The organism is Dethiobacter alkaliphilus AHT 1, assembly GCF_000174415.1.
GTDB classification, from domain to species: domain Bacteria; phylum Bacillota; class Dethiobacteria; order Dethiobacterales; family Dethiobacteraceae; genus Dethiobacter; species Dethiobacter alkaliphilus.
Genome location: NZ_ACJM01000020.1, coordinates 26,993 through 44,694, shown reverse-complemented (window position 1 = coordinate 44,694; position 17,702 = coordinate 26,993). Strand labels below are relative to the sequence as shown.

Annotated in this window: 27 protein-coding genes; 8 read left to right on the top strand and 19 right to left on the bottom strand. The window is 46.4% G+C overall.

From position 1 onward, the window contains the following. Both DEALDRAFT_RS14125 and DEALDRAFT_RS14120 read right to left on the bottom strand, forming a co-directional pair. Nucleotides 1–531: DUF3179 domain-containing (seleno)protein (locus DEALDRAFT_RS14125; protein WP_008518680.1), on the bottom strand; the 531-nt coding region annotated here is incomplete at its 3' end. Nucleotides 532–560: 29 nt separating this feature from the next. Then, nucleotides 561–929 (bottom strand): CAP domain-containing protein, encoded by a 369-nt coding sequence (locus tag DEALDRAFT_RS14120; RefSeq protein ID WP_008518677.1) that lies wholly within the window; start codon nt 927–929, stop codon nt 561–563. 169 nt (nt 930–1,098) lie between these two features. Between DEALDRAFT_RS14120 and DEALDRAFT_RS14115 the strand changes: the two genes are divergently transcribed. Both DEALDRAFT_RS14115 and DEALDRAFT_RS14110 read left to right on the top strand, forming a co-directional pair. Then, complete coding sequence (locus DEALDRAFT_RS14115) at nt 1,099–1,413, top strand: protease complex subunit PrcB family protein (RefSeq protein ID WP_008518675.1); 315 nt, start codon at nt 1,099–1,101, stop codon at nt 1,411–1,413. A gap of 79 nt (nt 1,414–1,492) precedes the next feature. Next, nucleotides 1,493–2,527, top strand: coding sequence for a galactose-1-phosphate uridylyltransferase (locus tag DEALDRAFT_RS14110; protein ID WP_008518673.1), 1,035 nt, complete (start codon nt 1,493–1,495; stop codon nt 2,525–2,527). Between the two features lies 1 nt (nt 2,528). On the opposite strand, the gene DEALDRAFT_RS14105 is transcribed toward DEALDRAFT_RS14110, so the two are convergent. Further along, nucleotides 2,529–3,179: a class I SAM-dependent methyltransferase gene (locus DEALDRAFT_RS14105; RefSeq protein WP_008518672.1), complete on the bottom strand. Its 651-nt coding sequence runs from the start codon at nt 3,177–3,179 to the stop codon at nt 2,529–2,531. Nucleotides 3,180–3,289: 110 nt separating this feature from the next. On the opposite strand from DEALDRAFT_RS14105, the gene DEALDRAFT_RS14100 reads away from it, so the two are divergent. The 3 genes from DEALDRAFT_RS14100 to DEALDRAFT_RS17070 all read left to right on the top strand — a co-directional run bounded on the left by DEALDRAFT_RS14100 (nt 3,290) and on the right by DEALDRAFT_RS17070 (nt 4,238). Then, nucleotides 3,290–3,703, top strand: a complete 414-nt coding sequence (locus DEALDRAFT_RS14100; RefSeq protein ID WP_008518670.1) for a hypothetical protein — start codon at nt 3,290–3,292, stop codon at nt 3,701–3,703. Between the two features lie 88 nt (nt 3,704–3,791). After that, nucleotides 3,792–3,974 (top strand): hypothetical protein, encoded by a 183-nt coding sequence (locus DEALDRAFT_RS14095; RefSeq protein ID WP_008518668.1) that lies wholly within the window; start codon nt 3,792–3,794, stop codon nt 3,972–3,974. Nucleotides 3,975–4,097: 123 nt separating this feature from the next. After that, nucleotides 4,098–4,238, top strand: a complete 141-nt coding sequence (locus tag DEALDRAFT_RS17070; RefSeq protein ID WP_008518666.1) for a hypothetical protein — start codon at nt 4,098–4,100, stop codon at nt 4,236–4,238. On the opposite strand, the gene DEALDRAFT_RS14090 is transcribed toward DEALDRAFT_RS17070, so the two are convergent. The 11 genes from DEALDRAFT_RS14090 to DEALDRAFT_RS14045 form a co-directional block, all read right to left on the bottom strand. Continuing rightward, the gene (locus DEALDRAFT_RS14090; protein ID WP_008518663.1) at nt 4,219–4,947 is read right to left on the bottom strand and encodes a DUF166 domain-containing protein; all 729 of its coding nucleotides are present in this window, start codon (nt 4,945–4,947) and stop codon (nt 4,219–4,221) included. The genes DEALDRAFT_RS17070 and DEALDRAFT_RS14090 overlap by 20 nt on opposite strands. A gap of 115 nt (nt 4,948–5,062) precedes the next feature. Beyond that, the gene (locus DEALDRAFT_RS14085) at nt 5,063–5,545 is read right to left on the bottom strand and encodes a NapC/NirT family cytochrome c (protein WP_008518662.1); all 483 of its coding nucleotides are present in this window, start codon (nt 5,543–5,545) and stop codon (nt 5,063–5,065) included. 30 nt (nt 5,546–5,575) lie between these two features. Then, nucleotides 5,576–6,061, bottom strand: coding sequence for a NapC/NirT family cytochrome c (locus DEALDRAFT_RS16585; RefSeq protein ID WP_008518660.1), 486 nt, complete (start codon nt 6,059–6,061; stop codon nt 5,576–5,578). 123 nt (nt 6,062–6,184) lie between these two features. After that, nucleotides 6,185–6,859: a DUF3221 domain-containing protein gene (locus DEALDRAFT_RS16255; protein WP_008518658.1), complete on the bottom strand. Its 675-nt coding sequence runs from the start codon at nt 6,857–6,859 to the stop codon at nt 6,185–6,187. An 84-nt stretch (nt 6,860–6,943) separates the two neighbouring features. Continuing rightward, a complete protein-coding gene (locus tag DEALDRAFT_RS14070) occupies nt 6,944–7,312 on the bottom strand; it encodes a DUF4363 family protein (RefSeq protein WP_008518656.1) in 369 nt (122 codons plus the stop codon). 9 nt (nt 7,313–7,321) lie between these two features. Continuing rightward, nucleotides 7,322–8,050 (bottom strand): DUF421 domain-containing protein, encoded by a 729-nt coding sequence (locus DEALDRAFT_RS14065; RefSeq protein ID WP_040379201.1) that lies wholly within the window; start codon nt 8,048–8,050, stop codon nt 7,322–7,324. Nucleotides 8,051–8,203: 153 nt separating this feature from the next. Next, a complete protein-coding gene (locus tag DEALDRAFT_RS16960; protein ID WP_008518652.1) occupies nt 8,204–8,371 on the bottom strand; it encodes a hypothetical protein in 168 nt (55 codons plus the stop codon). A 231-nt stretch (nt 8,372–8,602) separates the two neighbouring features. Continuing rightward, complete coding sequence (locus DEALDRAFT_RS14060; protein WP_008518650.1) at nt 8,603–9,874, bottom strand: ferredoxin reductase family protein; 1,272 nt, start codon at nt 9,872–9,874, stop codon at nt 8,603–8,605. Between the two features lie 71 nt (nt 9,875–9,945). Further along, complete coding sequence (locus DEALDRAFT_RS14055; RefSeq protein ID WP_008518648.1) at nt 9,946–11,352, bottom strand: pyridoxal phosphate-dependent decarboxylase family protein; 1,407 nt, start codon at nt 11,350–11,352, stop codon at nt 9,946–9,948. Between the two features lie 92 nt (nt 11,353–11,444). Next, entirely contained in the window at nt 11,445–12,299 is an 855-nt protein-coding gene (locus DEALDRAFT_RS14050; protein ID WP_008518647.1) for a DegV family protein, read from the bottom strand. Between the two features lie 113 nt (nt 12,300–12,412). Further along, on the bottom strand, nt 12,413–12,706 hold the full coding sequence (locus tag DEALDRAFT_RS14045; protein ID WP_008518645.1) for a sll1863 family stress response protein: 294 nt from the start codon (nt 12,704–12,706) through the stop codon (nt 12,413–12,415). An 83-nt stretch (nt 12,707–12,789) separates the two neighbouring features. On the opposite strand from DEALDRAFT_RS14045, the gene DEALDRAFT_RS14040 reads away from it, so the two are divergent. Together DEALDRAFT_RS14040 and DEALDRAFT_RS16955 are read left to right on the top strand one after the other, a co-directional pair. Further along, nucleotides 12,790–13,035 (top strand): hypothetical protein, encoded by a 246-nt coding sequence (locus tag DEALDRAFT_RS14040; protein ID WP_008518643.1) that lies wholly within the window; start codon nt 12,790–12,792, stop codon nt 13,033–13,035. A gap of 13 nt (nt 13,036–13,048) precedes the next feature. After that, nucleotides 13,049–13,225, top strand: coding sequence for a hypothetical protein (locus tag DEALDRAFT_RS16955; protein ID WP_008518640.1), 177 nt, complete (start codon nt 13,049–13,051; stop codon nt 13,223–13,225). Nucleotides 13,226–13,268: 43 nt separating this feature from the next. Here the strand turns inward: DEALDRAFT_RS16955 and DEALDRAFT_RS14035 are convergent, their stop codons facing one another. Further along, nucleotides 13,269–13,541 (bottom strand): DUF4242 domain-containing protein, encoded by a 273-nt coding sequence (locus tag DEALDRAFT_RS14035; protein WP_008518639.1) that lies wholly within the window; start codon nt 13,539–13,541, stop codon nt 13,269–13,271. Between the two features lie 247 nt (nt 13,542–13,788). Here DEALDRAFT_RS14035 and DEALDRAFT_RS14030 point away from each other — a divergent pair, with 247 nt between their 5' ends. Continuing rightward, entirely contained in the window at nt 13,789–14,037 is a 249-nt protein-coding gene (locus DEALDRAFT_RS14030; RefSeq protein ID WP_008518637.1) for a DUF4321 domain-containing protein, read from the top strand. A 57-nt stretch (nt 14,038–14,094) separates the two neighbouring features. Here the strand turns inward: DEALDRAFT_RS14030 and DEALDRAFT_RS14025 are convergent, their stop codons facing one another. The 4 genes from DEALDRAFT_RS14025 to DEALDRAFT_RS14010 are packed head-to-tail and all read right to left on the bottom strand — an operon-like array spanning nt 14,095 to nt 17,534. Continuing rightward, nucleotides 14,095–15,036: a glycine betaine ABC transporter substrate-binding protein gene (locus tag DEALDRAFT_RS14025; RefSeq protein WP_008518633.1), complete on the bottom strand. Its 942-nt coding sequence runs from the start codon at nt 15,034–15,036 to the stop codon at nt 14,095–14,097. 15 nt (nt 15,037–15,051) lie between these two features. Continuing rightward, nucleotides 15,052–15,789, bottom strand: a complete 738-nt coding sequence (locus tag DEALDRAFT_RS14020; RefSeq protein WP_008518631.1) for an ABC transporter permease — start codon at nt 15,787–15,789, stop codon at nt 15,052–15,054. Continuing rightward, nucleotides 15,767–16,885 (bottom strand): ABC transporter ATP-binding protein, encoded by a 1,119-nt coding sequence (locus DEALDRAFT_RS14015; protein WP_008518629.1) that lies wholly within the window; start codon nt 16,883–16,885, stop codon nt 15,767–15,769. The genes DEALDRAFT_RS14020 and DEALDRAFT_RS14015 overlap by 23 nt, the downstream gene beginning before the upstream one ends. Before the next feature lie 19 nt (nt 16,886–16,904). Continuing rightward, nucleotides 16,905–17,534 carry an ABC transporter permease gene (locus DEALDRAFT_RS14010; protein WP_008518627.1) on the bottom strand — a complete coding sequence of 210 codons (630 nt, stop codon included), beginning with the start codon at nt 17,532–17,534 and terminating at the stop codon, nt 16,905–16,907. Nucleotides 17,535–17,702: the final 168 nt, after the last annotated feature.

Sequence of the window (17,702 nt, the reverse complement as noted above, 5' to 3'; positions counted from 1 at the left end):
TACCTGTGATGCCGGGAAGGCACGCAGCCAACCACCCCAGGAAGTTAGTAAGCTCGGCAGAGATTCCAGCCTGATTCCCGCCAGGGGTCCGGCAAACGCATCCCCTGTAAGCTGATTCCAATATGTTTCCGTCTGCCGATCATACATTACCAGCACATTGCGCAAAATGGCACCGGATCCCCCAAACAAAAGGGGCCGGTCCACCACCCTCCGCCTATAGACCATGGCAGAAAAACTCAAAGGTGACCAGGTGATTACCACCGGTTCCCCACCGATTACATCGTTTACTATTTCATGAACAGAAAGAATATTTATCGGATAAGCCTTGGCTTCTCCACCCAGTTCCACCCCTATCACACGTTCCTGTGCTGTCATTTGCCTTGTTTGGGCCGGCTTTACAAAAAGTGGCGCATCAAGAGCCTGGATTGCATCTCTGGGAAGCACAGACACCATGTCACGCCGTCCACGCAGAGTAGCGCCGCTGACAATCCGGTTTATGACCCGGCGGGACAACTGTCTCAACGGATTCAAAGCAGACCGCCTCCTTTCAGTTGCCTTGGTCACTGCTCACCGGTAAACACCTGGACATAAATTCTCCCTTTCTCACCCATCTCGACCCAACTAAAACCGAAACGCTGGTAACCTTCATCCAAAATGTTTTTACGATGCATGGCTGAGCTCATCCAGGCCCGGTGAACCGATGATTCGTCGGGAAAGTTCATAGCCAGGTTTTCACCGATCCGGGAGCAACTGCCAAGACTAGCCTCCACCAATTCGGGCATAGTGCCCAGGCCATCGGAACGGTGGCCAAAATAGCCGTTGTCCCGCATATCTTTTGCCTTTAAAGCAGCCAGCTCACACAATGCTTCATCCAGCAATACCGGAGGCAAGCCGGCCTGCCGGCGTTCGCCGTTTATCAACTCCCGCATATCTTTCCCCCTTTTCTAAGACTATAGTTATAGTGTTTGCGGGAATCCGGGGAATAAACGAAAATTTATCCAAAGCCGGCAGGAAGTTTTTGGACAATACAAAATAATATATGGTATGAATAAAAACAGTATAGTTTTAGGAAACCAAACCAGAGTTCCAAAGGTAGTTATGGACTGGGCCGAATCTACAAAATACCAGAGCGGCGTCTTTGCCACCACGCATGCCGGTCAGAATGTGTATTTGCTCGCCGCCGGCCCCTGCCCCAGCGGCGGTTATCGCGTCACAGCCAAGCCTGCCCCCCAACTTCCGGACACGGTGGAATACAAGATTGAAGGGCCAAAAACTGATGAGATGGTGATTCAAATCCTTACCTATCCGTACGAACTGGTCCTTTCCACAAAACCCCTGCAATTTGTCAGGCTGGAGAATAACAAACGCCAGGCTGTGGAACCCCAACAGAAGCCACCTCTGCCATCCCGTTAAGAGCGCACCTTAATCTTGACCCCTTTTGCCGGTTGGGGTAAGATTAAAAAATAACATCGGCCAGCACAGGAGGAATTGCATGACCATCCATTTTCGCAGAGAGAGAATTTCAGCAGATCTGCTGGACCCCAGAATCGGCTTTGCACGCACAACACATGATAACATGGAATTTCGTTATGACCCACTGACCGGCCGTTCCACCAGGCTGGCTCATATAGGTGCCATCCGTCCACAAAAACTCAATTATGACGACTATAATGGTGAAAATAAGGGGTACTGTCCCTTCTGTCCACCTCAAATGGAACAGGCCACTTCCATCTTCCCAAGAGAACTTATTCCGGAAGGGCGACTGGTTCGGGGAGACACAACCCTTATTGCCAACATTGCGCCCTATGATACCTACAGCGGATTGGTAGTTCTCTCAGAAAAACATGTACTTACCATAGAAGATATGACTGTGAATCTGCTGCGGGATGCATTTGGGCTTGCTGCGGAATTTATGGAGCGGGTAAAAAAACATGACCCGCAGATCCCCTACTATTTTATGGGATGGAACTATATGCCGCCATCCGGTGGCGGGCTGGTTCATGCCCATATTCAGGTTTTCGGCAGCAGGGATCCGGGCAATGTCTTTTTTTCCGATCTGCATGCTCTCAGCAGATACAAAAAAGAAACCGGCCATCATTTCTGGCCGGATTATCTTACTGAAGAACAAAAGCGGGGAGAACGGTATTTGGCCCAAGTAGGGGAGCTACACTGGTTCGTTCCTTTTGCGCCCCTGGGCTTTATGGGTGATGTAATGGCCATCTTGCCGCGCCCCTGCACACCAGCCCACTTCAAAGAAAAACTGCTGGATGATTTTGTGGCAGGCCTTAGCCGTCTCTTCACTTTTTACAAAGATAAAGGCGTTTATAGTTTTAACGCCTCCATTCATTTTTCTCCGGACAGAAACAGTGAGTATCCGCTGGTGGTTCGCTTCTCACCGCGCACCTTCCTAAACAGAAAGTATTACCCGCCGGATGCAAACTTTTTCCACATCATGCTGCAGCAGCCGGTATGTGTGGTCTGGCCGGAAGAAACGGCTGAATTAATTCGACCCTACTTCACCGCTTAACTTAAATGTTTGCAGGTCGCAGGTGATGAATACTCACCACAAACTGCCCATAAACAGATTCCTCATCTCTTTCCACCAGATCAAGGCGAATTTCCTCCAGTTCCAGGTCTCCTTTTACTGCAGCAACAAAGTCATACGTATGCTGCCTGCGCTGGTGGGAGAGCAACAACTGCCCCCCGGCCTGCAAATTATGCCGGTAGATTTCCAGCACGTACGGGTTTAGTTTGGGATCATAAAATACGTCGGAGCCAATTATCCAGTCAAAACGGCGCTTTAGGTCAAAGTTTCGCCAATCGCCCAGATGACCGGTGGCTTCAACGCCGTTAATCTTAGCATTATGTACAGACAAATCCACCGCATCCTGATTGTAGTCGGAGAAGGTAACATCCGCCCCCTTTACCCCGCACACGGCTCCCGGCAGACCCAAACCACTGCCCAACTCCATAACGCTTTGTCCTTCCAGGTGCAGATACTCCCAGACGTAGCGCGCCAGAGAGCGGGCAGCAGGCCATATTTCCGCCCAACAGGGAACCAGGTCTGCATCGGATAAATCGGTAATCAACGATTCCACATCATCCACCACATCAAGTTGGATGTCCCTGCCCGGCAGGGGAAAAACAGTTCTTGTTAATTGAATAGCGATAGCGGCCACCCCGTTTATTAAAATTATATTGATTAACTACTGGAGGGATAAACTTGTTCCGTTTCCGACTTGGCTCAAAAACACTCAGTACCCGGGACCACTGGCGCAGAGGAGAAAAAATGATTAGGAAGGGTAAGACACTTGAAGCGGAGGAATCGCTGTTAAAAGCTGCAGAATCCTCTTCTCCCATGGACAGGCACTACGCCTATGTTAAGCTTATCCGACTTTATCAGAAAATGATGCAAAGCGGTGAAGACCGCCTGGATCAGCTAGTGCAAATTTGCAAACAAGACATCGAATTGTTTCCCGATTTTCATGAAGCCTGGACCATAGAATACCTTCATCAGGTCCCCACTCCCTACTTCCCTTCCTTCTCCGTCCTGGCAGAAATCTATGAAGAACAGGGGAAAATCCGGGAAGCCATTGATTTGTGTGAATTGGCCCTGGGGTATGGTCTGGAAGAGACCATCGGCGAAGATTTCCCCGCCAGACTGGAAAGGCTATATGCCAAAAGTGAACCGGAAAAAAAATGATGATTGCTATCATCATTTTTTTTTGCACAGAACTTTGTATAGTTCCCGGTCAAAAAGCTCAGATTAACAGACAAGGAGGTGAATGCAAATGATGACCACGTTTCACTGGATTCACATTATTGTCGGTGCCTGGCTGGCTTTTGTGAACTTTATGCCGATTTTACCATCAGGCCTCTTGCTGCTCAACAATACGGTAATCGGTATCATCGTAGCCATTTATAACGCCTATATCCTCTTTGCCAAAAACAATACAGACGTAAAAAGTGATTAAAAGTACAGGGGCACCCTTGCGGGTGCCTTTTTATATTCCCACACTTTGCACTTCAATAGCTGCTGGCGCTTTAGTATAATCAACACCTGTTGGCAGCACACTAAAAAGAAAAGAGGTGTAAATATGAGTGAGTTTAAAAACGATTCCCGTGAAAATGACCTTGCAGCTTCAGCAATAAAATATGGTGCCTGGCTGTTTGCGTTGATCATAATCCTCTATTTCATTGCCCGCCATGTTTTTCCCTTTATTCAGACGCTTTTTTAAGAGCATTTTCCATCCCCTCATTAAATATCCGTCCTGAATTATGCATGATGGTATCTACGCCGTTGGCCTTCTGCTCAAAGGTCATAGAAGCTAAACACGGATAGTGAAGGCACATCAAACCTGAAGTGGGCACTGCTTTTTCCGCCGGCATGCCCTTAACACGCTTAATTGTGTATTCGGTAGAACCGCAGGGCGAACCGCGCAAAACTTCTATCTCGGAAATTTTTCCTTCGCTGTCCACCTTTACTTCCAGAATCGGTTTTCCAAAATAGCGGCTGAATTCACGAATCGTTTCACTGGTATAGGGCTGCAGGGATTCGTTAAAGCCCACCGTCTCTTCGTCAATAGAGCAGAGCGGTTCTGGAAATACAATGGTTACATCCATCTTTGCCAGTTCCCGGTGCAGCTGATTGCGCAATCCCATGGGGACCCAGGCGGTGGTGTCAATGGAGGCAATTACCGCATCCGCGCCGGTAGCTTTGGCCACCGCGGGCAGAAGCTGTGCCGCCTGGGCCGATTCGGCCAGGTGCAGAATCAAATCTGCGGAAGGTAAATTTTTTGGCAAGTACTCTTCCGGTTCGTCTACAATAGGCTCCTGAATGGCAGGAACATTAAACGTTGAAATGCTCCACCCTTCCGGCGCTTTGTTTTTAATGTTTTCTGTAATTCTTTCACCATAAATGCCCTGTTGTAAAATAAGAATTTTCACTGAATCATCCTCCGCAAAAAAAACTTGAATAATTAGACTATTTTAGACATCGACCCCTGTTTTCCTGCTTTGCACTAAAAAGCACAGCTTTTTACGCTGTGCTTTAGAAATTTACCTACCAACTTTTTTCAAAGTCAGGTTTTAACAGAATGTTTATTTCATGCCCGGTATCTCTGTGACATTCCAGACAGGACCGGTTATCACGGATATATTCATAATGGTCTCCCTCAGCTGTGGCCAGATCCGGTGCATTTTCATATCCCCGGTAATCCTGAAGATGACAGCCGATACAATTTTGCTCGAATATTTTTGCACCTGTTGGAAGCGTGTACTGGTTTGTCAGCGTGGTATACAGATAATTCAAACCTCGGGACTTGGCTTCAAGCTTTCCCACAAAACCCCGCATTTCATGGCAGTGCAGGCATGTCACCCCGGCATGGGGAAATTCTTCCCAGGAAGCTACATAGGGCTCAATAAAATGACACTTTGTACAGAAAAACGTAGGGTGTGATGTAGCATAATATGCCACCATAAATACCGCGTAGGCACCTACAAAAATTGCAACAACAATTAGAACAATTAGCCAGCTTTGTCTCATAGCACTGTACACAGCTCCCTTATGTGTTGTTTACTTCCATATTTTTTTAAAGTCAGGGGTGAGATACAGGTTAATCTGGTGACCTACTTCCCTGTGGCACTCCAGACAGGATCTTCTTTCGCGAATCACCTCATAATGATGGCCATGTTCATTGTTTAGGCCGGGAGCATCTGTATAACCGCGGTAGTCCTGCAAATGGCAGCCAATACAGTTTTGTTCGAAAATCTTTGCCCCGGCAGGTAAAGAATATTGATTGGTTATTGTGAGATACAGATAATTAAGACCTCGCGATTTTGCTTCCAGTTTACCTACAAAGCCCCGCATTTCGTGACAATGCATACAGTTAACACCTGCATGGGGAGATTCATGCCAAGACTCTACATATGGTTCTACCAGATGGCATTGTGCACAAAACTGTGTTGGATGCGAGGTCAGATAATATGTAATCATAAAAAGCACATACGCACCAACGAAAACCCCGACAACTTTGAGTACCACTAACCAGCTCTTGTTCATAAAACCGTCCTTTGTACTGTCTTGTCATCTGCATATAATTGTACCCCAAAAAAAGCAGGACATACCACGAAAAAACAGACGCCCGCTAAGGCGTCTGTTTTGCTGCTTTCTGCCATTTCCCGCTTACTCCCGGATGATAATCAGCCCTGCTGTACTCTGGGCCGGATAGGAATCTAAAATTAGCCCCACCACCCAGGCCTGCACATTTTGTCCTTTTTGAAGCGCAGCCCCATGGGCCGCTTTACCCTCCGGTGCAATCACCGCCGTATCCGTTTTAACCGTTAACCAAATGGCCTCGTATCCTTCTTCTAGCCACTGCTCCTGTTCCAAATCTTCTGATTCTATGCCCTCCACCACTAAAATCCTGTTTTCTTCCTTGGTGTGAATAATGCCGCTGATGTATGGCTCATTGGGCGGACTGTGCAGCGCATCTTCCACAGCTTTAAGAATCGCTTTGCTGGTGGTGGTGGCACCGCTAACCACATCAACCTGTAATGATTGTGCTTCCACCACTGAGTCCAAAACACCTTCGGCTTGACGCGCGTAATCGCTGTCCCTGGTAATCAACATATGAATGGCTGCAATCCGGTGGTCTGCCACCACCACTTCTACCTCATAGGTGCCGTCCACATAAGCGCCATGATATACACCATCGGTAAGCCCTAAGAGGTCCACGTCCCTCAATTCGATATTGCGCACGGCAGCACGTTCGCGCACCACCGGCGCCAGAAAGAAAATATATATTCCATAGCCCAGCACCAAAAACAGAGCAAGAATTACACTACTTCTTTTCTTCAAGGAATTCCCCTCCTCTACTATAAAACTATTCTTCCGGATTGAGGGAATTCCTGTTGAAGCAGCAAACAAACAAATCTGTACCGGTTATTTCCCAAGGATACGCCAGAAGTAGCGGGCTTCCGCCAACTCCGAGAGTGCACCGGCCTTTTCCTGCGCCCCTACATAACCACGTACACGAGCCAGATTCCTCTCCAGATTAATAATATCGTCCCGTCCCACACTGTACTGCACTCTGGGTACTACTTTACCAACAGCGGCCTCCAGATTGTTTAACGTTTCCCCTGCTTTTTCCCACTCCTCAGCGGCTACCTGCTTTTCCAACTGCAAAAACAGGGCAGAGACGTTATCATTTTCAGCTTTGGGCTTTTTTTGTGCCTCACCGGAGGTGAGCACATAAACAAACGACATAATTAAGATTACAGGCAAACTGTAAGCCATGATTCTTTTTATCATCCCGGCACCTCAGTTAGGTCCTTCATAATCGCTAAAATTGGTAAGATGAATTAGTTGGTCCTTGTATGTATCCACATATAATTCTCCCTGGGTGTTAAGGTTTGCCAGAAAAACATCTTCGTATGATTTAATCCCCAGTTTTTTCAGCTCATTTTCCAACCATTGTCGGGTAAGCTGTACTTTTTTGAGGTTTTGCTCTATAACAACACCGTCGTATATCAATTCGGTGCTAATTCCCTGGTATTTTACAGGCAGCTGCAAATCTCCCGGCGTCACATGTTGAAACTCGGATTTTTTTAAAACGGACAAATTGCCGTTTTTTTCATAGACGGCAAACTCCACCTGTTTTAAATCAAACACATCCTTGAGGCGCAAAAGCCCTAGCAGGTCACCGGTTTTTAGCCGGGCTTTATGCATGGCTTCCTCCATCAATTGTCCGTTCATAATTATCACCACCGGTTCACCGTCCACATATTTGGCTGCCTGACGGGACCGTAATGTCAGCCACTGTAAAAAATAGGCCAACAACACCCAGGTGGTAAGTCCTACAAATTCAGGCCAGGGGCGATTATTTAAATTGGTGGTCAATGTAGCTGCAATGGAGCCGATGGTAATGCCACTGATGTAATCAAAAAAAGTTAACTGCTTAATCTGTTCTTTACCCAGCAGGCGGCAGTAAATAAACAGGGTAGCAAAAGCAATTACACCACGCACAATGGTTACCGAGGTTTCATTCATAGTTTCACCAATTAACTTATTTTCCCGGTAATATCCCCCTTTATTAAACAATCATACCTAAGTAAGAAAGGCACGCCTTATTCGGTTCCTTAGCAGCTTAGCAAACTGCGAATCGTTATAATTTCCGGCAAAAAAAAGACCCGGTTACCCGGGTCAGCCACCTGTTCTTCTGATAATTTCCACTTTTTCAACCACACAGCCATCTTCGCGCAGTGAATCAATCATCTGATCCAGCTCTTCTTTGCTCATACCTTTATATAGTCCCGCTGTTTTGCCTGCGGCTGTCCGGTAACGGATCATATATTCAAATCGTGAATCCATAATGTTCACCTTTCTTCATTCCTTTACATGTAGGATATTGTCGTAAATTTTCTTTCTACTACTACTGTAAGACAAAACAGCTTGTTTTATCATAAATAAAGGATTAAAAAAAGCACGCTAATTCGATTCCCTCAGCGCGTGCTTTTCGATACTGGTTTCCTTAGCAGCTTCGCTATCTGCGAAGCGTTATAATTTCCTAAGCAGTATAAAAAATACACGGTTTCCCGTGTATTATAATTCAAACAACTCATGATGGATTTGGTCCTTTGTAATGCCCATGGACTTTAGAGCCTCAATGGTGGCCCGGCTCATGGCCGGCGGCCCGCACACATAAAACTGGTGCTCTGCGTAATCGGGAATATACTTTTCAATCTTCTCCCGGTCAACCCGCCCCTTTTCTCCGGGCCAGTCTTTTTGCCTGGACATTATCCGGACAAGCTGCAGGTTATCCATTTCTCTCTCCATTACAGCCAGTTCATCACTAAAACATAGTTCCTCTTCACTTTTATTGCCCCAAAGTAAAGTTATTTTCCGGTCAATCTGGTTGTCATACATATACCGCAGCATGCTCATAAAAGGCGTAATACCAATACCACCGGCGATAAAAGCCAGCTTTTCGGTGCTGCTGTTAACGAAGCTGAACACTCCATACGGTGCATCAATGTAAGCTTTGTGGCCAACCTTGGTGTTTTTTATAGTCTGCGTAAAATCACCCAACTCCTTTGCCGTAACAGATACCAGTTCCCGTGTGGGGCTGGAGGAAATGGTAAAAGGATGTGGCGAAGACACTTCGCCATCCCGCAAAAGACGCAGATGCATAAACTGCCCCGGCTGATATGAAAAGGAGTTTCCCTTAAAATACAGGCTCCAGATATCAGCGGCTTCCTGTTTTACATCCACTACTTCAAAGGGATTTTTTCGCAGCTGAATCTCTCTTCTGAGTTTATGGATTATGAGGAGGGCAAACAGTACTGCTAAGACTATCCAGAGATAAAACAGCCCCGTACCTGGAAACGCATTAGCAAAGACATGAACAAACACCAACGGGAATAAGATATAATTTGCTTTATGGATGTTTAGCCATAATTCATAAGGCAGATTAAGTTTTTTATAAAGAGCCGCCACCGCAGCTGTTATCATCAGGCCCACCAGGACCACAATCCCGATTATGCGAAAGACGGTCCAAATAAACAAAATACCCTGCTGCCTCTCGTAAATGAGCCACAATGCCGGATGAAGCAGCAAGAAACCAAGGGCCAGACGACCAACGTTGCGGTGATAGCGCAGCATCCTGTCCAGGCCAAAACCTTCTTCAATCAGCTTGAGGCGGGCGCTTAGCAGAAACTGCACAAAGAAAAATAAAAAACCCAAGACTGCCGCCAGACGATTTAGCTGCCGGACAATGAACACTTCTGTGTCAAACGGGATGGCACTCCACCAGGCAAGTATGGCAATTAAGAGCAACATGGAGGCAAACAACCAGAACTTTTTTTCTTTATTCACAAGGGACCTCCTGATATAAATAGTTACTCCTATTGTAGTCAATAAACAGAATTCCGTTTATTAATATGTCCTTACAATGTCTCTGCTGCTTTGGCCCGGATAATATCCCACGCTTCACGAACATGGTGTTCCTGCGTTGTCCGCTGTCCGATGGCCATCCTAATGGCATAGCGTCCACCCAGGGAGGTATGAGTTAAAAAAACCTCTCCTGTAGCATTTACCTTCTCCAGCAATAGACGGTTTAAGGAGTCCAGCTCATCTTCTGCGGCGCCGTTATTAAGGCGAAACACCACCAGGCTGACATGGACCGGGGCCAGCACTTCAAAGTGCTTTTCTTCTTCTATCCACTCCTTAAATAGCCTTGCCAGACGGAGATGCTCATTAACCATCTGTCGGATACCTTCCACGCCGTAGGAGCGGATGACAAACCAGAGTTTTAGAGCCCGGAAGCGTCGACCCAGCTGAATTCCCCAGTCGCGGAAATTTTTCACCTCTTTATCGGCACCGGTTTTCAGGTATTCCGGATGAATTTCAAAGGTGCGAATCAGCTTTTCCGTATCCCGGACAAAGTATGCGGAGCAGTCAAAATTAGTCAGCATCCATTTATGTGGATTGAAAACAAATGAATCTATGTACTCAGCCCCGTCCAGCATCCAGCGATTCTCTTCGGCAATGGCCGCAGTTCCGGAAAAAGCGGCATCAACATGGAGCCAGACGTTGTGGCGGCGGCAAATTTCGCCGATTTTCCGTACCGGATCCACCGCAGTTGAAGATGTGGTCCCCACACTGGCCACAACGCAAGCTGGAATCAAACCTGCTGCCACATCATTTTTTATAGCTTCCTCCAGCTTTTCAGGAATCATGGCATAGTTTTCATCGGTGGGAATGTGGCGCAGATTTTTTTTGCCATAGCCGGCAATTTTCACCGCTTTATCGATACTGGAATGCCCCTCTGTGGAGGCGTAGACTACCAATGGTTGCCGCATGCCCTCTTCATTGGCCATAAATCCAGTGGCCGTTTCCCTGGCAGTCAAGAGAGCACACAGCGTGGATGTTGAAGCTGTATCCTGAATTACACCCTCCATTTCTTCCGGCAGCCCCAGCATCTGGCGTAACCATTCCATCACCACTTCTTCTAATTCGGTAGCCGCCGGTGAAGTCTGCCATACCATGGCCTGTGCCCCCATGCCGGCAGTTAACATTTCTGCCAGCACCGAAGCCGGGCTGTTATTGGCAGGAAAATAAGCAAACCAACACGGATGCTGCCAATGGGTAATCCCCGGCATAATGATTTGTTGAAAGTCACTGAATATCTGAGCCATGGGCTCACCCTGCTGCGGCGGTGCATGGGGTAATTGCTTCTTTATCTCCCCGGGCAGGACTTCAGAGCGAACCGGGAGCTGTTCAACTTTCTCCATATAATCAGCAATCCAGTCCACAAATTCATAACCATACTTGCGAAACTGCTCTGTATCCAACTTAATTCCCCCTACGATATCTTTTAAGGTTAATCTTATCGGATTTTGGAGATATTTGCAAAAGAAAAGCGCGCCTGAGGCGCGCAATAATTTTAGGTATTATTCAAAAAGAACAAGGCCAAAGTACCCGGCCCGGAGTGGGCACCGATGGCACAGCCCACATCACTGATCATGAATTCCCGGCAGCCATATTGCTGTTCCAGCAAAGTCTTTAGTTCTTCGGCTGCGGCCAGGTCATCACCGTGACTGATGCCAATAACCTGCTCATTAAAATTTCTGCCCCGCTCACCCATAATTTCCACCATACGTTTTATGGCTTTTTTACGCCCCCGGGCTTTTTCCAGAGGAATTAAACGACCATCCTGCACATGAAGGACCGGCTTAATATTTAGAATTCCTCCCACAAAAGCAGCAGTTCGGCTGACCCGTCCCCCACGGTACAGATACTCCAGGTCATCTACTGTAAAAAGATGTTCCATATGTTGGGCGTTTTGCTGTGCCGCCGCAACTATTTCTGCATGAGATTTGCCTTCTTTGGCCATCCGTGCCGCCAGATAAACCACCAAACCAAAACCCATGGAAGCGCATTTGGTATCGATAATATCCAACTTCAGGGAAGTTTCCGCTTCCTGTAATTGGTCTCTGGCCAACAAAGCAGAATCATGGGTGCCGGACAACTCTGAGGAAAAGGCCAGATAGATACAGCTATCATCGTTTTTGCCATATTCCCCAAACTTTTCCAGAAAAGAGCCGGGCGGAACCTGGGCTGTTTTATAGATTGTTCCCTGCCGCATATGGCCAAACATTTCAGCCGGTTTGAGGGTTACTCCATCTTGGTACTCCTTATCATCCTTATACACCATAAGAGGTACCACATCAATTCCATATTCCGCCACAACCTGCTTAGGCAAGTCACACGCACTGTCTGTCAGAATTCTTACAGCCACTTTTCCACCCCTTTTAATTATATATGTAAATATTTTAACTATACAAGTATTATAGTACAGAATCCGGTTAATTGCACGGTTTTTATACAAAAAAAATAAGCCGCATTTCACGGCTAAATGTCTTTGAATTCATCTCCTGCTCTGTCAAATGAATGGGTCACATCGGACCAGGCATTTTCAAAACCTTCCCGAATATCGTCCCATCCTTTATCACCCGCAGCTTTGAGATCCTGCCATTTCTCTTTGGCTTCAGAAAACTGCTCGTCTAATCGTGACAGTTCCTTTTTTGCTTCCAATTGACGGTCGGCCTGCATACTTTGCAGATTTGCCTCCAACTGAGTAACCTTAGCCTCCAATTGTTTCATTTCAGCTTCCATCTTTTGCTCATAGGCCTGTTTATCCCTCATCAATATTGCTCCTTTCCAATACCGTTTAGTCTTATTGTTACCAGCCTCCATATATTTAAAACAAGGCATCAAACTTAAGCCATGTGAACTACATAAACGCTTTGATTCTTCTAAATACTAAACAAAACAAACTACAGGAGGTGAATAACCTGGTTTCTGAAGCTGAAATTCAGCAGTGTATTGACCGTTGCACTCAAAACGCCATGAAAGTTCGCAGTATAGCCAATGAAATGGTAAATCATCGCGGGCGCTACGCTTTGGCGGAAGCTGACCGCAATATTGAGTTAAGTATTCACCTCTGCCTTGATGCCAAGGAAAAGCTAAAGTAAAGGAGTGGCGCGGTTGTCCCAGACCCAGCAAATACATGAATGCATTATGGAATATCAGAAAATTGTCAATCAGCTAAAAGAGCTGGCTATGAGTACCGAGGATAAAAACCTCCGTTCCACGTTGGAAGAATCGGCCCACCGGGTGCGCATGTGCATCCTTGAATGTGAATATGCGGCAAAGCAGCTCTAAACAAAAGAGTAAGCCTCCTTTATTTTGGAGGCTTACTCTAATTTTATTGAACAGTGTCCGGATCAATCTCTGCTTCCAGAGGAATTACTTCATCGGCGGGAAGGCCGGCATCTTTTGCCTGTTTGGCCACAGTGTCGGCATCCGGTGCCTCATAAATGCAGTAGGTGACTTTCTCATCGTTTTCCAGGGAGAGGTAACTCCTTACCCAGGTAACACCGGGCATTGCAGAGCAAACTTTCTTTGACGTGGATGCTTTAGAACCTAATTGTTCATCGGTAATCTTACCAAAGTTTCTTTTAATCAGAAATAACGGCATTTCAAATCATCATCCTTTCTGTCTTTGTCTACTGATAAAGTTAATATTCCCAACGTCCAACAGGATATTTATTTGACATATTGATAATATAACCTGTTAGTTTAGTATGATTTAAGAATATTGTAATAACCCATCGCCTATTAGGAAAAAAGTCCTGACTGTGCAGAACTGCCTCCTCTCAAACAGGATTCATGTCCCAAAACGTCGAAAGGAATATTATTCCGTCAGACAACAGGAGGTACATATTTTGCCCAAAGTAACCAAATCAACAGGCATTCTACTCATCTTACTGATCATCGGCAGCATCTTCGGATCTCTGCTGGGAGAAATTTTCAGCGGCGCCTTGCCCTTTCTCAGCTACAGCCGCACCATCGGCCTTAGCCCCACCACCATCGATCTGGCCCCTCTCACCCTTACCCTGGGCATCATGCTTAGATTAAACATCGCCACCATCCTGGGCTTCTTCATAGCTTTTTTCATCTACACCCGTCTTTGATGCAACAAAGCCACGGAAAATTCCGTGGCTTTGTTTGTGTCTATTTTGTTTTGTCATTTATGGTGCAGGAACTCCTTCGTTAATAGCCTCAGCCAGATCACTGATGGTGGTAATGCCCAGACTGTCAGCATCTGCCCGACGCATCATAAAAGTATAGGTGTTATTGAAGTCTGAATAATCCAACCAGGTAATACCATTGTTGGCATCTTCTTCTTTAACCAGTGCATAGCATTCTTCCGGATTGGTGATCGCTTCTTCATTGCCGAAGTGGGTCATCCAAGCTGTGCCGGTGTATTCCCAATAAATCTGGATTTCATCATTTTCCAGTGCTTCCCTGACTATGGAGGTGCCACCCAGACCGGTATTATCTTCTACTTGAAAACCGTCATTCTCCAGCAGCAGAACCGCCATCTGACCTAACAGCAACTGCTCTGTAAACTCTTTGGAGCCGATGGAAATAGGTCCTTTGTCGCCATCGGCGGCTGTTTCACTAATCAAACCGTTATCCAGGAGAAACTCATAAGCCACTTCATCCGGTTCATACCCTTCGATATCAACCCTGGCGTTTAACTCGGACATGGTTTCTTCATCCAAAAGCGGTACCACGCTGTTTAAAAGCCCTTCTATCTCGGGGTATTCTTCCAAGGTTGCGGTCAGCACATTGGGCGCTACATTGTAGACCGGATGGAATTCTTTATCATCTTCCAGATTGACCAAATCAAAGGCGGCAATACGGCCGTCTGTGGCAAAGCCCATGGCAACCGCCACATCGCCATCTCGCAGAGCCTGATATGTTATGCCCTGATCCATAATAATCACGTCATCAAATTCAAATCCGTAGAGATCTGTGACTCCAGGATAGCCATCAGGCCGCACAGAATATTCATGGTCTGTAGCAAAGACCCAGCCTTCTGCCTGATTATCACCACACCCCAGAGCGGTTAGAGCTACTAGCAGAAACAAAGCAGCAAAAATCAAAAACCTTCCTTTAACTTTCATACTTTAAATCCCCTCCTAGTTTCTTTTATTTAATATAGCAATCTCTGCCTGACCCGCCAGGTAATCAAGCAGGATAGCCAGCAAAGCACTCAGACCTGCTCCGGTAAAAACAAGTATATCTCTTCTAACCTGGATACCGGTTTTTATCAGGTCACCCAGTGCACCACCACCAATAAAGGTAGCAAGAGTAGCTGTTCCAACGCAGATTACAGTAGAAGTGCGGACACCGGCCATTAGTACCGGCAATGCCAATGGCAGTTCAATCTTATAGAGGGTTCGCCACGGCGTCATACCCATGCCGCGGGCAGCCTCCAGGATTTCCGGCTCTATGCTGGTAATACCGGCATAAGTATTGCGTAAAATCGGCAAAATGCTGTACAACCACAAAGCAAACAATGCAGTATTAAAGCCCAGGCCCAGATAAACAAAAAACAGTGCCAGAATAGCCAGGCTGGGAACGGTTTGGCCGATATTAACAAAAGTCTCAATTACTTTCCCTATTCTTCTTAACTTGGGCCGGGTGAGCATAATCCCCACAGGTATACCCACAAGTACTGCCAGCACCATAGCCGCAATCACCAGAACAACATGTTCCCGCAAATAACGCAGGACATTGGGGTACGTCAGCGCTCTGGCAGCTATTGCCCCGCCCGGGTTATTAACCACATAAATAATTAATATTGCACCCAGGGCGATGAGAAGCAAGGGAGTCCGCAAATGTACCCACACTTTACTCAGTCGGTTTTGTGTCACTTCTGACCACCTCTAATATATCATTGAGCGTTATAATTCCCCGGAAACGTTCCTGCTCGTCCACCACCGCCACATATCCTTCGCCCAGGTTCAACATAATGGAGAGCACATCGTTTAATGTGGCATCTATGCCGGCGGTATTGGCAAGCTCTTGCACCAGATCTCCGGCCAGAGCATTTTTATCTTTAGTTAAGGCGTTGGCTGAAATTGCGCCTTTAAGCTGACAATCTTCGTCTACCACAATAATCGAATCCATGATGGTGGTATCCAGCTTTCCGGCAATTTCCCCAACACTATCTGTCATCCTGGCCACCGGCACACTTTCCTGCACCGCAGTTTCTGCTTCAAGAAGATGGAGTCTTTTAATTGATCTGTTGTGGCCTACCAGTTTGCTGACAAACTCGTCTTTAGGGCTGCTTAACAATTCATCGGGATTACCAAACTGAATTAACTTCCCTTCCCGCATAGCCGCAATTTTATCGCCCATCTTAATCGCTTCATCAATATCATGTGTGATAAATACAATTGTCTTTTTCATTTTTTGCTGGAGCCGTAAAAACTCGTTTTGCAATCTGGCTCTGGTGATGGGATCCACAGCTCCAAAGGGTTCGTCCATAAGCAGTACCGGCGGGTCCGCTGCCATGGCCCTGGCTACCCCTACCCGTTGCCTTTGCCCGCCGCTTAAGGCAGAAGGCCTGCGTTTGGCATATATCCCCGGATCCAACCCCATCAGCCGCATTAGCTCTTCCACTCTCTTTTTGGTTTTATCTCGGGGCCATTTAAGTTCTCTGGGAACCGTGGCAATATTTTCCTCAATGGTCATATGGGGAAAGAGTCCGATCTCCTGAATCACATAACCAATGCCTAGGCGTAATTCTATGGGATTTAGTTCCATTATATTCTTGCCGTTAACAAATATATTCCCTTTGGTGGGATTGTGAAGGCGGTTAATCATTTTCATTGTGGTTGTTTTTCCGCAGCCGGAGGGACCTACAATCACACAAACTTCACCTTCCGCCACGCCCAGATTAAGATTGTCTACAGCCGGAACTTTACTGCCCGGAAAAATTTTTGTTACACTTTCAAGCTTTATCATAATCAATCACCTCACTGAATTACCTTACCCGTGCCATAAGATACTCTTCGAGCCTGCTCATCAAAACATCCAGCATAAGAGCAATAATGGCTATAAAAATTGCTCCGGTCAAAATGCGGTTAGCCTGACTGCGGGAGATCCCCTGAAAAATCATTTCGCCCAGACCTCCGGCACCGATAAAAGCGGCGATGGCGGCAATTCCCACAATCATAATCATGGCTGTTCTAAACCCGGCAATAATAACGGGTAATGCCAACGGAATCTTGACCTTCCAGAGAATAGCAAAAGGGGACATACCCATTCCTTTGGCTGACTCTAATACCGATGGAGGTATTTCTAAAATGCCGATATAGGTGTTCTGGGTTACCGGAAGCAGGCAATATAAGATAAGCGCCACGACTCCGGTGCGAAATCCGATCCCAAAGAAGGGAAGTAAAAATCCCAGCATGGCAAAGCTGGGAATAACCATCAGTACCTGGCACACTCCCAAAACTATTCTGGCAGCAACCCGATTATATGTAATGGCCACTCCCAGAATTACACCAATCAAAATGGAAATGGCACCGGCTAACAGGACAAGATAAAAATGCTCTATGGCAAGCTCCTGAATCATTTCACGCCGTGATAAAATAAACTGGAATAGTTCCATAGGAACACCTCCTTTTAAACTTGCTGCCACAAATCTTACAAAACCTTAAAAATTCCAACGCTATAGTATTTATTTCTACATTAAACAATGTTTTCCTGCTACAATAGTTAAGAACATACTTATACTCTGTTAAGCAAATAATAATTTTACTTTCCAGAGGGGCTTGCA

Coding starts and splice junctions, on each gene's coding strand:
- DEALDRAFT_RS14110 (WP_008518673.1), top strand. CDS start 1,493: ATGACCATCCATTTTCGCAGAGAGAGAATTTCAGCAGATCTGCTGGAC.
- DEALDRAFT_RS16960 (WP_008518652.1), bottom strand. CDS start 8,371: ATGGATTCACGATTTGAATATATGATCCGTTACCGGACAGCCGCAGGC.
- DEALDRAFT_RS14015 (WP_008518629.1), bottom strand. CDS start 16,885: ATGATAAAGCTTGAAAGTGTAACAAAAATTTTTCCGGGCAGTAAAGTT.
- DEALDRAFT_RS14115 (WP_008518675.1), top strand. CDS start 1,099: ATGGACTGGGCCGAATCTACAAAATACCAGAGCGGCGTCTTTGCCACC.
- DEALDRAFT_RS14095 (WP_008518668.1), top strand. CDS start 3,792: ATGATGACCACGTTTCACTGGATTCACATTATTGTCGGTGCCTGGCTG.
- DEALDRAFT_RS14085 (WP_008518662.1), bottom strand. CDS start 5,545: ATGAGACAAAGCTGGCTAATTGTTCTAATTGTTGTTGCAATTTTTGTA.
- DEALDRAFT_RS14010 (WP_008518627.1), bottom strand. CDS start 17,534: ATGGAACTATTCCAGTTTATTTTATCACGGCGTGAAATGATTCAGGAG.
- DEALDRAFT_RS14120 (WP_008518677.1), bottom strand. CDS start 929: ATGCGGGAGTTGATAAACGGCGAACGCCGGCAGGCCGGCTTGCCTCCG.
- DEALDRAFT_RS14025 (WP_008518633.1), bottom strand. CDS start 15,036: ATGAAAGTTAAAGGAAGGTTTTTGATTTTTGCTGCTTTGTTTCTGCTA.
- DEALDRAFT_RS14065 (WP_040379201.1), bottom strand. CDS start 8,050: ATGAATGAAACCTCGGTAACCATTGTGCGTGGTGTAATTGCTTTTGCT.
- DEALDRAFT_RS16585 (WP_008518660.1), bottom strand. CDS start 6,061: ATGAACAAGAGCTGGTTAGTGGTACTCAAAGTTGTCGGGGTTTTCGTT.
- DEALDRAFT_RS14035 (WP_008518639.1), bottom strand. CDS start 13,541: ATGCCGTTATTTCTGATTAAAAGAAACTTTGGTAAGATTACCGATGAA.
- DEALDRAFT_RS17070 (WP_008518666.1), top strand. CDS start 4,098: ATGAGTGAGTTTAAAAACGATTCCCGTGAAAATGACCTTGCAGCTTCA.
- DEALDRAFT_RS14045 (WP_008518645.1), bottom strand. CDS start 12,706: ATGAGGGATAAACAGGCCTATGAGCAAAAGATGGAAGCTGAAATGAAA.
- DEALDRAFT_RS14070 (WP_008518656.1), bottom strand. CDS start 7,312: ATGATAAAAAGAATCATGGCTTACAGTTTGCCTGTAATCTTAATTATG.
- DEALDRAFT_RS14100 (WP_008518670.1), top strand. CDS start 3,290: ATGATTAGGAAGGGTAAGACACTTGAAGCGGAGGAATCGCTGTTAAAA.